We start from the raw sequence: 13018 nt of genomic DNA on the forward strand, positions 1-13018 counted from the left end.
GCACGAGGCGCGACACGAAGCCCCAACGGGACCAGGACCTGGCGTTGGAGGCGGCGCGGAAAAAAGCGGCGGCCGACGAGTTGGAAGCGAAGCGTCTGAAAGACCTGCGTGATCGTCCTCCCGCCCCGCCCGGCAACCGGGGCGACGGCAGTCTGCACGTCGCCTTCATCAGGGTCGGCCAGGGTGACTGTGCCGTGATGTCGACGCCCAGAGGCACAGTCATCATGTTCGACTGCGGCTCGGACAGCATGGAGGACGAAGCGAAATTCAGATTCCAAAGCAGGGTGAGAAAGGTCCTGACCGGCCCGAAGTTCCTCGGCACGTCGAACAAGGTCGACATCCTGATCCTCACCCATCCCGACACCGACCACTACAACAAGCTCCAGTCGGTGCTGCCGCCGAGTTGCGAAATCGAGAAGTGCTATCACAGCGCTCCTCGGAGCATGTACAGCGCGGATCAGACCAGTGCCTTCCTGGCCAGGACAACGGCCGACAGCGCGGTCCTGGAAGTAGTGGTCAACGACGACCGGAACCCGAAGCGTCCTGTGCCCGGTGAGATCAGCCTCAACGGGATCCCTGTCGCGGCCGCGGTCGAGGATTCGGATCCGGAGAAGAGAATCACCGTCGACCGGCTGGACGGGAAGGGCGGCATCCTCATCGTGGACGAGGAGAACTGCAAGGTGTCGATCGTGGCCGCCGGTGTCCAGCACAACTACCGCAACGACTCCAGTAACGAGACGAACCGGGGCAGCATCGTGACGCTCGTCAAAGCCAACGGCGTGAAGCTGCTGATGTGCGGCGACGCGACGACCAACACCGAACAGTTCCTCATCAACACGGCCGAGGACAGGCTGACGGACTTGACCCTCGTCCAGGCCGGTCACCACGGCAGCATCAACACATCGTCCTCCCAGGATTTCATCGACATGGTGAACCCGATCGCCGTCGTCGCGAGCGCCGGAAAGTTGATTCCCATGCACCATCTGCCGAGCAAGGAAGTGATCACGCGCTACGACGACAAGCTCTCGGCCGAAAAGCGCGCCACGACCGGCAACCATGAGACGTTCTGCTGGGCACCCGCCGCACTCAAGAGCTACGTCGACGACAGCGTCTGGACCGAGCAACAGGTGTACACCACCGGCTCCTACGACACCGTTTACCAGACCTTCCCGGCCGCCACATGACCCCCGACGAGATCAGGAACGCGGTGCAAGAGACCGGCACCGGGATCGATATCGCGGTAGCCGCGCTGACCCACGTCGGCGACCTCTTCACGTCGTTCTTCCCCGAGGGTCATCTCACCCTGTCCCCGGTGACGGCCCGCACGGAAACCGCCGACGGGGTGAGGGTGACGGGCACCGGTGCCTCCGGACCCTTCACCGGCATGGCCCTGGATGTGACCTTCACCGCCGCGCCGGACTCCGTGCGCGTCGTGGTGCGCGCCACCGGTGCCCCCGACTGGACGTTCTCGCAGGCGTTCCCGCCTCTGCGCCACTCGATCTTCGACACCCTGCGGTTCAAGTCGCCGGTACTGGTCCTGGACTCGGCCGCCACCGCCATGACCTTCGGCGGCCTCCTGCTCATCACCACACCGATGGCGCCGCTGGACCTGCTGATGCCGGGAGTCACCCACACCCTCACCGGGGAGATCACCATGGTGGGCGGGCCGGCGGAACTCCCCTTCCCGACGACCGCCGTGCCGAACATCCTGCTGTACGGGCCGGAGGGACGGACGCTCGACCTGGGCCTGTTCGCCCTCTCCCAACTGCGCTACGAGATCACCTCGGACCCCGTCTTCGACTACGACGGCATCGACTGGTCGGCACGGAGTTCGATCACCGTGACCGCGGCCGTACCGGTCACCGTGGCCGGAAAGCGGCATGACGTGCTCATCTTCACGGAGATCGTCGGCTGGGGCGACAGCATGCTGTTCTCGGGGGATTTCCGCGAACTCGGCGGCCTCACCCTCGCGGACGTGGCCGGATTCACCGGCCAGGCCGCCCTGCCGGTCCCCTTCGGCCTCTCCGTCATCAAGCCGGTGCTGCTCACCGACGTCCGGGTGCGGGTCACCCCGGCCACCCTGTCGGTCGACTACGTCAGCCTGAAGCTGGAGATCGAGGAGGAGTGGACGGTCGTCCCGGACCTGATGGATCTTCAGGCGATCGACCTGACCTTCCGGGTCGACCGGCCGTTCTCGTCCCCGCGGGTGTCCGGAGTCCTCTCCGGTCTGTTCGGCATCGGCGAGAACGGCACCCTGGAGATCAGCGCCGATTTCGGTGTCGGCACGCTGGGCGGCGCGCTGCGCGCGGGCGACGGCCCGCTGAGCATGCGTGAGGTCTACACCGACCTCACCGGCGTCGATCCGGCCCCGGTGCCGGACCTGTCCGTGGTCAAGTTCGACCTGGGTCTGACCCTGCCGGACAAGAGTCCCACGGCACCCCGCGAAGCCGCCTACCACGCCTTCCTGGAACTGACCGGTGAATGGCGGCTGGCGGACTCGCTCTCGCTGACCGACGTGATGTTCGCCGTCCAGCACGCGGAGGACAACACCGCCTTCAAAGCGCTGGCGATATTCAGGATCGGCGGGGTCGTCCTCAAGACCTCCGCAGCATACGACCCCGTCCGCCAATGGCAGTTCACCGGCGAGACCGACCCCGGCCAGCAGATCCAGATCGGGAGGCTGTTCCAGGACATCGCCGACCGATTCGGCGCGATCGCCCTGCCCGCGCCGATCGCCCAGCTCGTCATCGAGAACCTCGGCATGGAGGTGTCCACCGGTACCGGACGCCTCTTCCTCACCGGCGAGGCGCTGTTCCCCCTCGACACCGCCGAGGTGGACGTGACGCTCGCGATCGACACCGGGCAGCGGAGCCTCACCGCCGCGCTGGCCGCGACGGTACCGACGGCTCGCGGGCCCTTCAGGCCCCGGTTCGACCTGAGGTTCGCGCAACAGCCGACGGCGAGCTTGTTCACCGCCGCCTACAGCCATGCGGCCGGTGACCCGGTTCCCGCGCTGAAGGACCTGGTCGCAGCCCTGCTGCCGTCCGCCGCCGCCTTCGTCCCGGACGGGCTGACCGTGGACCTGAAGGACGCCTTCCTCGCCGTCGACGGACCGAAGTACCTGTTCGGCGCCGATCTGGCGCTCACGGTCGACCTGTCGCACCTGCCGGTCGTCGGCGACCATCTCGGCGCGGGCGAGATGGGCTTCGATCCGCTCCGGCTGGTCGCGGCCTCCGCCGCCCTGGCCGCGGCCGAGGTCGCCGCCGTCAACGCGATGCTGCCGGACCAGGTGGCCAAGCTCCCCGACGGGGACCTGGCCGCCGGTTTCCTGATCAGCGGCCTGCTGAAGCTCGGCGCCCTGGAAAAGCCCCTGGCTCTGCCGGTGGCGGGGGCGGGCACCCAGCCCACGACACCCACCACACCCGTACCCGACAAGTCGACGCAGAGCGCCGACAGCGCCCTCTGGTACAAGGTGCAGCGGTCCTTCGGGCCGATCCACATCCAGCGGGTGGGCGTGCGGTACGACCATCCGCCCGGCCAGAGCGCCGAACTCGCCGTACTGCTGGACGCCTCGATCTCGGCGGCCGGGCTGACCCTCACCCTGACCGGCCTGGAGGCGGGCGTCGCGCTGTCCGACCCGGCCGCGATGCCGTCCTTCGGGCTGGCGGGACTCGATCTCGCGTACGCCTCGGGGCCGGTGGAGATCGGCGGCTCGTTCCTGAAGAACACCGTCGAGTTCGAGGGCGCGACCTACCCGGCGTACGGCGGGGCGGCGACCATCCGTACCGCCGACTTCTCCATCGGCGCGATCGGGTCCTACCTCCAGCTCCCGCAGGGCCCCTCCCTGTTCGTGTACGCCTTCCTCGACAAGCCGATCGGCGGGCCGGCGTTCTTCTTCGTGCGTGGGCTGGCCGCGGGCTTCGGCTACAACCGCAGGCTGATCCCGCCCGCTGTGGACCGGCTCGCCGAGTTCCCGCTGATCGCCGACGTGGTCGGGGGCAGCTCGCCCGCCACCGACGTGGGCGGGCAGTTGCAGCGGCTGAACGATTCGCTGCCGCCGTCGCCCGGTGACGTATTCCTGATGTTCGGGATCCGGTTCACCTCGTTCGAGATGGTCGACTCCTTCCTGCTCCTGTCGGCCGGCTTCGGTCACCGGTTCGAGCTGAACATGATGGGGTTGTCGACGCTGGTCCTGCCGGCGTCGGACGCGGGCGCGGCGGGCGTCACACCGGTCGCCGAGGTGCAACTGGCGCTGCGCGGCACCTTCGTACCCGACGACGGGTTCTTCTCGATCGCCGCCCAGCTCACCCCGAACTCCTATCTGCTGTCCCGGGACTGCAAGCTGACCGGCGGCTTCGCGTTCAGCACCTGGTTCGCGGGGCCGAACAGCGGTGACTTCGTCCTGAGCGTCGGCGGCTACCACCCGCACTTCACCGTGCCCGCGCACTACCCGGTGGCACCGCGGCTCGGCTTCAACTGGCAGGTGAACTCGCACCTGCAGCTCACCGGCAGCGCCTACTTCGCGCTGACCCCCGCGGCACTGATGGCGGGCGGCAGCCTCAGCGCGACCTGGCACGACGGCTCGCTGCAGGCATGGTTCGACGCGTCGATGGACTTCCTCATCGCGTGGCAGCCGTACCACTACGAGGCGTCCGCGCACATCTCGGTCGGCGCCTCGTACACGTTCTCGTTCTTCGGCAGCCACACCATCAGCGCCCACGTGGGCGCGGACGTGGAGTTCTGGGGCCCGGACTTCGGCGGTCGCGCCCATATCGACCTGAGCATCATCTCGTTCACCATCTCCTTCGGCGCCTCGGGCTCCGCCGCGCCCGCCCCCATGCCGTGGGACAGGTTCCGGGCGACTCTGCTCCCGCCCGCCGAGGAGATCACCACCGTCGCGCTGGGCGGCGGAGCGCTGGCCCCGGGCGGCGGCACCGACCTCGGTGTGGTCGACCCGCACGGCCTGGTGCTGGTCACCGACTCGGTCGTCCCCAGCACGCGCGCGGTGCACGGCCCGGACGGTCAGGACCGGACGCTGCCGACAGGCACCGCCGGTACGGCCTTCGGGGTCAGCCCGATGGGCGTGGCGTCCACGACCGCGACACACCGGATCGAGATCACCAAAGACGGCAAGCCGATGGACGACCTGTTCGCCTTCGAACCCGTCGCCAAGCAACTCCCGTCGGCGCTCTGGGGAAGCGAGTTCGGTGCCTCCCTCAACCGGCCGCAGCTCGTGGGAGAGCTGCTCACCGGCTATACGGTACGACCGCTGCCGCCGACGGAGCCGTCCGTCTCGCCCACCCTCCCCAGCGCCGCGCTGCAGAGCGCGACCCCCCTGTTCACCGAACCGGACGCGATCCGCTGGGCGTCCGCGGAACCGGACCGCGTCCTCGTGCAGGACGCCGCCGCGATCACCGGCGCGCTGCACGACCCCGCCGTGGCGACGGCCCGCGCGTCCCTGATCGACGCGGTGCTCGGCGGCGCTTCGATCGACCTCGCCGGATTCGGCGCCGACCAGTTCCTGGAGGTCCCGCAGGTGGTCACCCATGGCTGACACCATCACGTTCGTCGATCACTCCAAGCCGGTCCTGCCGCCCGGACAGTACGAGATCACCACCACCCAGACGATCACCGAGAGCCCGCAGCCGTTCGCGGCGACCCGCCAGTTCACCGTCAGCGCGGACAGGTTCTCGCTTCCGGCGGCCCGGGTGACGGCGCTCTTCCCGCCGGACGGCAGCCTCGGCGACCATCACAACGTCCTGCCGCACGTCATGCTGGACCGCCCGACACTGCCCTGGGAACGCTCGTCCGGCGTCGAGGGCCCCTGGCTCGCGCTGCTCCTGTTCAGCCAGTCCCAGCGGCCCGAACCGAAGTCCGTCCGGCTCGCCGACCTCGCCGCCGGGCCAGCGTACTTCCCCTCCGGCCCGCTGGAGGCACACCAGTCACCCGAGGACCAGGCAACCGTCATCGACGTCCCCAGAGCCGTGCTGGAGGAGATCCTCCCCTCGGCCGCGGAACTGCCTTACCTGGCACACCTCCGGCGGACCGAGGGGGCCCCGGACGTCGCGGTGGTCCTGGGGAACAGGCTGCCCCCGGCGAACGAGTCGAGCACCGTACACCTGGTGTCGTTGGAAGACCGGTACACCGCCGACGGGTTCGACCTGGGCCCCGCCGAACCCGGCTCGCCCGTACGCCTGGTCAGCCTCGCGTCCTGGCGGTTCGCCTGCGTGGCCGAGAGCCAGAACTTCGCCACCCTCGTCCGCGACCTGGCCCAGCACGGCAGCCCCCTGCGGCTGCCCGACAGCGGTGACGCCGCCGCGGACGACCTGCTGCGCCAAGGCCAGATCCCCGTACGGCACACCCTGCGGCAGGGCGGAACGACAGTGTCGTGGTACCGAGGCCCTCTGACGACGGGCCCGGTGACAGCGGCTCCCCTCCAGGCGACCCGCACCGCGGACCGTCTGCTGCGCTTCCACCCGGACATCGGCATGTTCGAGACCGGTTACGCCGCCGCCTGGGAGCTGGGCAGGCTGCTGGCACTTCAGAGCACCGACTACGCCACCGCTCTGTACGACTGGAAACGCCGCCGCAGCCAGAAACGGCTCCGGACGACCCTGGAACCCACCACGGGCTACCCGCTCGACGTCCCCGACATCGACGACGCGCTCCCCGGCACCGTACGCACCTGGCTGACGGGCCTGGCGGGCCTGTCCGGCGTCCCTCTGATGTACCTCGTCCCCGACGAGCGGCTGCTGCCGGTGGAAAGCATCCGTTTCGTCAGCCTCGACCCGCAATGGGTACGCCATCTCCTGGACGGCGCCTTCAGCATCGGCCGCCTCACCTCGGCGGACGCCGAACTGGACCGGTCGGGCCCGCCGATAGGCATGGCGAAGACGGTGACCGGAGCCCTGATCAGATCCGGCGTCGTGTCGGGCTACCCCGGCCTGGCCGTCGAGGCGTTCGGCGAGGATCAGGAGCTTCCACTGGAGCAGATCAGCATGACCCGCCTGACCCCCGACATCATGCTCTGCCTCTTCGCCGGCACGCTGACCCGCCTCGACGTCCGGCAACGGCCCGAGGCAGTGCACTTCGCGGTGGAACTCCCAGGCGAAGGCCGGTTCGGCAAGTCCCTGCGTGCCTCCGACGGGACCAGTGGCCCGACCCTGGCCCCCCTCCCCCTCGGGCCGGGCGGCCGACTGCCCATCGGCGACCTCGCCGACAGCATCGCCTCGACAATGAAGCGCGGCAGCATCGGCTCCGGCGATTTCGCCCACCAGATGATCGAGACAGCCGAGCGAGTGAGCTTTCTCAGCTCCTGACCGCCCGCGCGCTTCCTCACCCCGCCCCGAGAACGGAACTCCAGCATGGCCACCTTCCACGTCACGGTCGACCACCCGGACCCCGACACCCAGGACATCACCACCACCTATCTGGGCACCGTCGACCAGGCCCACATCGACCGGGTACGCGCCATCGCCGCCCTCCCCGGCTCCGCGCGCCACGTCAAGGAACACCCCCGGCACGAGGGCGCCTTCATGGTCCTGCGCGACGACGGCGACCTGGACGTCTACGAGCCCACCGAACCGGCCACCGGCCCGCTGCCGAAGATCCGCCCCACCCTGATCGACGCGGCGCACCCCACCTCGGGCCCGGCGTACATCGACGGCGTGACCCGGTTCGGCGACCAGCGCATCGGAGGGCCGATGGACACCCCGCTGGAGCCGCCGCGTGCCGTGTGGCACACCACCGAGTCCCCGGCCGGCGGCGACTACTTCACGTCCATCGCCGCCTACCTGATGCGCGCCGGGGTGGAACCGCAGGTGATCTACTGCCCTGTCACGGACCGGCTGGGCCAGTTCGGGCCCTTGAACCTGTCGGCCAGGGCGCTGAAGAACGACGGCACGAAGCGCACGAACCGAATCGGCAAGGTCTGCATCCAGATCGAGGTGCTGGGACGTGCGCAAGCTCCGTGGACGAAGGGGTTCGACCCGAAGGCCAAGCCGAACTTCCAGCGGCTGCTCACCGCAATACGCGCGCACGGCATCCCGGACGTGTGGCCCGTCGGTGCCCCGCCGGCCACCGCGGCCCTCGCGACGGAGCGTCCCAGAACCACCTGGGAGAACAAGGGCGGCCACTACGGGCACTCCCAGATCCCCGGCCAGGACCACTGGGACCCCGGGGCCATAGACACCGGGATCGTGCCGGGCAGCCCCCGCTCCGCCGACGGGGGAGCCTCCCCGGACACCGGATCCGGTACCTACACCGTGCGGGCGGGCGACACCCTGACCTCCATCGCGGCCGCACACCGGACCACCGTGGCTGCTCTGCTGTCCCTCAACGGCATCAAGAACGCCGACGACATCACCGTGGGCCAGAGACTGAGACTGCCGACGACGGGCCCGGCGAATCCGACGGCACCGCTGTACGAGCCGTTTCCCGGGACGGCGTTCTTCCATCCCGGCCGCCGCAGCCCCCTCGTCACCGCCCTCGGCAGACGCCTGGTGGAACTCGGCTTCGGCAAGCACTACACCTCCGGTCCCGGCCCTGCATGGACGGAAGCGGACAGGCTCAACACCGCCGACTTCCAGCGCTCCCGGCCCGGACTCGCGGGCGACGCGGACGGGATCCCGGGCCCCAGGACGTGGGCCGCGCTGAAGATCCCGAAACTCTGAAGCGTGCTCAGCCCGACGCACCGACAGCCGAGAGCTGCGTCACGAGTTGGACCCGGTGCCGCTGTTCCCGGTCGCGACCGCGCAGGCCGCTGCCGAGCGCGGTGCCGTCGAGGAGGATCGTGCCACCGGTAGCCGCTTGCAGTCCGACGATCGCGCGGACCAAGGTGGTCTTGCCGGAGCCCGAAACGCCTACATGCGGGTCTGTACGGTGAGTGGCGCAACTCTCGAGCTGTAAGCGACAAATGAGCGTTTGCGCCTTACTGCCCGCTCCATGGCGCATCTTGACCGGGTCAAAGTGCGCTACAACCCCCGCCGAGCATCCTGGTCCCCAAGTGGTCCCCAGAAATGATCAAGGGCCGGTTTCGGACACCTCCGAAACCGGCCCTGACCTGCGACTCATACGAGTCGGGACGACAGGATTTGAACCTGCGACCCCTTGACCCCCAGTCAAGTGCGCTACCAAGCTGCGCCACGTCCCGTTGCCCGTCTGACCTGGGCTTTCCCCTGGCCGAACACGCATGGAAACCATACCGCACTCGGGTCGATGGTCGCGCACCCCTTTCCCTCGTCCCGGCCGCCGGACAGCGTCAGTCCCCGTGGGTCGACCCCAGCCCCGGGTACGCGTCCAGCAGACGCGGCGGGGCCGCCTGACGCCATGAGTCGGTGAGGATGTCCCGCAGCTCGTCCTCGTCCTCCAGGGCGGCGAGGCGGGCCCGCACCCAGGCGAACTGGGCCTCGTGGTCGGCGATCCAGAACTTCCCCGGCTCGGCGAGCACCAGCTCGTCGCGCTCCTCCTTGGGGCAGCGCACCGCGAGGGAGGTCTCCTCCTCGGGCAGCGTGGCGAACATCTTCCCCGCGACCCGGAAGGTGGGCATGCTCCAGGAGATCTTCTCCGTGGTGTCCGGCAGGGACAGGGCGATACGGCGTACGTCTTCGGCGTCCGGCATGCTCCGCACCGTAGCCCCTGCCACTGACACTCACCCGACGGCGAGCTGCTTGTAGTACAGCGTGGTGGGGCGCAGGACGCCGGCCGGGTCTGCCGCGTAGTCGGGGATGACCCCGGCCCTGGTCCACCCCGCGGAGCGGTAGAGGTGTTCGGCGGAGCTGCCGGTCTCGGTGTCCAGGTGGAGCAGGCTGACGCCGGTCGCGGCGGCGCCCTGCTCCGCGGCGGTCAGCAGGGAGCGGCCGAGGCCCTCGCCGCGGGCGTCCCGGTGGACCAGCAGCTTGACGAGCTCGGCGCGGTGGCGGCTGTTGGGCTTGTCGGGGAAGGCCAGGCCGACGGTGCCGACGACACGGTCCCCGTCCTGGGCCGCCCACACCGCGCGCCGCCCGGCCGCCATCTCGTGCGCCCGCTCCCGCCACCAGGCGACGGCCTGCGCCCGACGCAGCGGGGCGAGGAAGCCGAGCGAGGCGCCGCCGTCCACGGCGTCGATCAGCAGGTCGGCGAAGTGCGCCGCGCGCAGCAGCAGTTGGGGAGCGTCGAGCCGGATCACGGTCACGGCAGCACCACCGCCAGCACGTAACGCACCTCTTCGTCGCCCGCACACCGGAACCGGGTCGGCCCCCACACCCGCAGACGCAGACAGTCCCCGGCCGCGAGATGGTGCCGGGCGCCCTCGGCGGTCACGTCGAGGGCGCCGCAGAGCACCCAGATGTGCTGTTCCAGGCCCGCCACGGGCGGCCGGTCGTAGGCGATGTCGGCGCCCGCCGCGAGCCGCCCCTCGACCAGTTCGCCGCGCAGTGCGGGGTGCGGCGGCGACACCGAGCGCCGGACGAATCCCGAGGCCCGGTCCTCCCAGACGGACTGCTCGTCGGCACGCACCAGCGGAGCGGGGTCCGACTCGACCTCGCTGAGCAGCCGGGACATGGTCCGTCCGTAGACGTGACACAGCCGGTTGAGCAGCGCGGCGGTAGGACTGGTCTCCGCCCGCTCGGCGCGCGAGAGGGTGGACCGGCTCACCCCGCTGCGCTCCGCCAGCTCGCCCAGGGACCAGCCGCGTTCGGCCCGCAGCGCGGCCAGCCGTCCGGCGATCCGTACGTCGACGGGGTCCGGTGCCCCGCCCGACTCCACTCCGCGCTCAGCCTGTCTCATATCCGGGAATCTATCCCGGATATGAGACAGCCCGGTTACGGACGGCTCACACCGGCTCCAGGCCCCGGGACGCCTCAGCCTCGGGCGGCCTCGCCGAGCGCCTCCAGTACGGGCCGGATCAGCGGATGCTCCTCGGCTCCCCGGCGGACGGCCGCGAAGACCCTCCGGGTCGGCGCCACCCCGTCGACGGGCCGTACGACGACGCCCGTGAGATCCATGCCGCGCAGGGCCGAACGCGGGACGAGCGCCACGCCCGCGTCGGCCGAGGCCAGGGCCACGACCGCGCGGAAGTCGTCGGAGGAGTGCTCCAGGCGCGGCTGGAAGCCGGCCGACTCGCAGGCCAGGACGACCACGTCATGGCAGGGGTTGCCCGGATAGGGCCCGATCCACGGGTCCTTGGCCAGCTCGGCGAGAGGGACCTCGGGGGCGTCGGCGAGGCGGTGGGTGACCGGGACGACCGCGTCGAAGGGCTCCGCGTACAGGGGGACGTGCGCGAGTCTCGGGTCGTCGGCGGCCGGGGCCCCGCGGTACTCGACGGCCACGGCGACATCGACCTGCCGGTCGAGCACCATCGGCAGACTCGCGTCGCCCTCGGCGTCCTGGACCCGGATCCGGATCCCGGGGGCGGTGCCGGCGAGCCGGGCCACCGCGGGCGCCACGACCAGCGCGATGCCCGTCGCGAAGGCGGCCACCGTGACCGTACCGGCCGCCCCGGAGCTGTAGGCGGCCAGTTCCGCCTCGGCCCGCTCCAGCTGGGCGAGGACGGCGTTGGTGTGACCGAGCAGGATCTCGCCGGCCGGGGTGAGCCGTACGCCCCTGGCGCTCCGCTCCACCAGCCGGTGGCCCGTCTCCTGCTCCAGGGCCGTCAGCTGCTGGGACACGGCGGACGGCGTGAGGTACAGCGCGGCGGCAGCCGCGGTCACCGTACGGTGGTCGGCCACCGCACGAAGGATGTGGAGCCGCCGCGCTTCGATCATGGATCGATTATCGCAATATGTCCGGGCCGCTCGACCACCGCTTCCCCCGGGGCCACTCGTCGTTCAGGCCGCTTCCAGTTCGGCGCGGGCCGCGATGAAGGCGTCGACGGCGCGGTCGACGTCGGCCGTGGAGTGCGCGGCGGACAGCTGGACGCGGATGCGGGCCCGGTCCTGCGGGACGACCGGGTAGGAGAAGCCGATCACGTACACCCCGCGCTCCAGCAGCAGTTCGGCCATCCGGCCCGCCTTCGCCGCGTCGCCGATCATCACCGGTGCGATGGCGTGGTCGCCGGGCAGGATGTCGAAGCCCTCGTCCGTCATCCGGCGGCGGAACAGGGCGGTGTTCTCGGCGAGCCGCACCCGCAGGTCGTCGGCGGCCTCCAGCAGGTCGAGGACCTTGAGCGAAGCGGCGGCGATGACCGGGGCGAGGGTGTTGGAGAAGAGGTAGGGGCGCGAGCGCTGGCGGAGCAGGGCGACGATCTCCGCGCGGGCGGCCACGTAGCCGCCGGACGCGCCGCCCAGCGCCTTGCCCAGGGTGCCGGTGATGATGTCGACGCGGTCCATCACCCCGTGCAGCTCGGGGGTTCCGCGGCCGCCGGGGCCGACGAAGCCGACGGCGTGCGAGTCGTCGACCATGACCATGGCGTCGTAACGCTCGGCGAGGTCGCAGATCTCGGCGAGGGGCGCCACATAACCGTCCATGGAGAAGACGCCGTCGGTGACGACCAGCCGGCGACGCGCGTCGGAGGCGTCCTTCAACTGCCTTTCCAGATCGGCCAGATCACGGTTGGCGTAGCGGAAGCGGCGGGCCTTGGACAGCCGGATGCCGTCGATGATCGAGGCATGGTTGAGTGCGTCGGAGATCACCGCGTCCTCGGGGCCGAGGAGCGTCTCGAAGACACCTCCGTTGGCGTCGAAGCAGGAGGAGTACAGGATCGTGTCCTCCTGGCCGAGGAAGGCCGACAGACGCGCCTCCAGCTCCTTGTGCACCTCCTGCGTGCCGCAGATGAAGCGCACCGACGCCATGCCGTAGCCCCAGCGGTCGAGGGCCTCGTGGGCGGCGGCCACGACCTCGGGGTGGTCGGCGAGACCGAGGTAGTTGTTGGCGCAGAAGTTGAGGACCTCGCCGGGCCGGCCGCCCGCGGTGACGGAGACCGTCGCGGACTGCGGACTGCCGATGACGCGCTCGGGCTTGTGCAGACCGGCGGCGCGGATCTCGTCGAGGGTGGCGCGCACGTCGTCGCGCACGGAGTCGAACATGGGGAAGCTCCTAAGGA

10 protein-coding genes and 1 tRNA gene are annotated in these 13018 nt (G+C 70.3%); 4 read left to right on the plus strand and 7 right to left on the minus strand.

The window, feature by feature from the left end; genetic code table 11:
- Window positions 1-44 precede the first annotated feature (44 nt).
- Genes OHS71_RS06460 through OHS71_RS06475 form a run of 4 tightly spaced genes read left to right on the plus strand, consistent with a single transcriptional unit; the run spans window position 45 to window position 8672 of the window.
- Entirely contained in the window at window positions 45-1184 is a 1140-nt protein-coding gene (locus tag OHS71_RS06460; protein WP_328477698.1) for a ComEC/Rec2 family competence protein, read from the plus strand.
- Window positions 1181-5554, plus strand: coding sequence for a DUF6603 domain-containing protein (locus OHS71_RS06465; protein WP_328477700.1), 4374 nt, complete (start codon window positions 1181-1183; stop codon window positions 5552-5554). Before OHS71_RS06460 ends, OHS71_RS06465 begins: the two co-directional genes overlap by 4 nt.
- Window positions 5547-7319, plus strand: a complete 1773-nt coding sequence (locus OHS71_RS06470) for a hypothetical protein (protein WP_328477702.1) — start codon at window positions 5547-5549, stop codon at window positions 7317-7319. The genes OHS71_RS06465 and OHS71_RS06470 overlap by 8 nt, the downstream gene beginning before the upstream one ends.
- Before the next feature lie 45 nt (window positions 7320-7364).
- Window positions 7365-8672: a LysM peptidoglycan-binding domain-containing protein gene (locus tag OHS71_RS06475; RefSeq protein WP_328477704.1), complete on the plus strand. Its 1308-nt coding sequence runs from the start codon at window positions 7365-7367 to the stop codon at window positions 8670-8672.
- 7 nt (window positions 8673-8679) lie between these two features.
- Here OHS71_RS06475 and OHS71_RS06480 read toward each other — a convergent pair whose 3' ends face one another.
- The 7 genes from OHS71_RS06480 to OHS71_RS06510 form a co-directional block, all read right to left on the minus strand.
- Window positions 8680-8952 carry an ATP-binding cassette domain-containing protein gene (locus OHS71_RS06480; RefSeq protein ID WP_328477706.1) on the minus strand — a complete coding sequence of 91 codons (273 nt, stop codon included), beginning with the start codon at window positions 8950-8952 and terminating at the stop codon, window positions 8680-8682.
- 125 nt (window positions 8953-9077) lie between these two features.
- Window positions 9078-9151, minus strand: a tRNA-Pro gene (locus OHS71_RS06485).
- A 108-nt stretch (window positions 9152-9259) separates the two neighbouring features.
- Window positions 9260-9619 carry an MmcQ/YjbR family DNA-binding protein gene (locus tag OHS71_RS06490; RefSeq protein WP_328477708.1) on the minus strand — a complete coding sequence of 120 codons (360 nt, stop codon included), beginning with the start codon at window positions 9617-9619 and terminating at the stop codon, window positions 9260-9262.
- A gap of 30 nt (window positions 9620-9649) precedes the next feature.
- A complete protein-coding gene (locus tag OHS71_RS06495) occupies window positions 9650-10171 on the minus strand; it encodes a GNAT family N-acetyltransferase (RefSeq protein WP_328477710.1) in 522 nt (173 codons plus the stop codon).
- On the minus strand, window positions 10168-10764 hold the full coding sequence (locus tag OHS71_RS06500) for a helix-turn-helix domain-containing protein (protein ID WP_328477712.1): 597 nt from the start codon (window positions 10762-10764) through the stop codon (window positions 10168-10170). The genes OHS71_RS06495 and OHS71_RS06500 overlap by 4 nt, the downstream gene beginning before the upstream one ends.
- A gap of 74 nt (window positions 10765-10838) precedes the next feature.
- Window positions 10839-11741 (minus strand): LysR family transcriptional regulator, encoded by a 903-nt coding sequence (locus OHS71_RS06505; protein WP_328477714.1) that lies wholly within the window; start codon window positions 11739-11741, stop codon window positions 10839-10841.
- 63 nt (window positions 11742-11804) lie between these two features.
- Window positions 11805-13001 (minus strand): glycine C-acetyltransferase, encoded by a 1197-nt coding sequence (locus OHS71_RS06510; protein WP_328477716.1) that lies wholly within the window; start codon window positions 12999-13001, stop codon window positions 11805-11807.
- Window positions 13002-13018: the final 17 nt, after the last annotated feature.

Source organism: Streptomyces sp. NBC_00377 (assembly GCF_036075115.1).
GTDB lineage: Bacteria > Actinomycetota > Actinomycetes > Streptomycetales > Streptomycetaceae > Streptomyces.

What these genes read in the sequence shown, in the direction of transcription:
- OHS71_RS06480 (WP_328477706.1), bottom strand. Translation starts at nt 8,952, where the DNA reads ATGCGCCATGGAGCGGGCAGTAAGGCGCAAACGCTCATTTGTCGCTTA.
- OHS71_RS06500 (WP_328477712.1), bottom strand. Translation starts at nt 10,764, where the DNA reads ATGAGACAGGCTGAGCGCGGAGTGGAGTCGGGCGGGGCACCGGACCCC.
- OHS71_RS06510 (WP_328477716.1), bottom strand. Translation starts at nt 13,001, where the DNA reads ATGTTCGACTCCGTGCGCGACGACGTGCGCGCCACCCTCGACGAGATC.
- OHS71_RS06470 (WP_328477702.1), top strand. Translation starts at nt 5,547, where the DNA reads ATGGCTGACACCATCACGTTCGTCGATCACTCCAAGCCGGTCCTGCCG.
- OHS71_RS06475 (WP_328477704.1), top strand. Translation starts at nt 7,365, where the DNA reads ATGGCCACCTTCCACGTCACGGTCGACCACCCGGACCCCGACACCCAG.
- OHS71_RS06465 (WP_328477700.1), top strand. Translation starts at nt 1,181, where the DNA reads ATGACCCCCGACGAGATCAGGAACGCGGTGCAAGAGACCGGCACCGGG.
- OHS71_RS06505 (WP_328477714.1), bottom strand. Translation starts at nt 11,741, where the DNA reads ATGATCGAAGCGCGGCGGCTCCACATCCTTCGTGCGGTGGCCGACCAC.
- OHS71_RS06490 (WP_328477708.1), bottom strand. Translation starts at nt 9,619, where the DNA reads ATGCCGGACGCCGAAGACGTACGCCGTATCGCCCTGTCCCTGCCGGAC.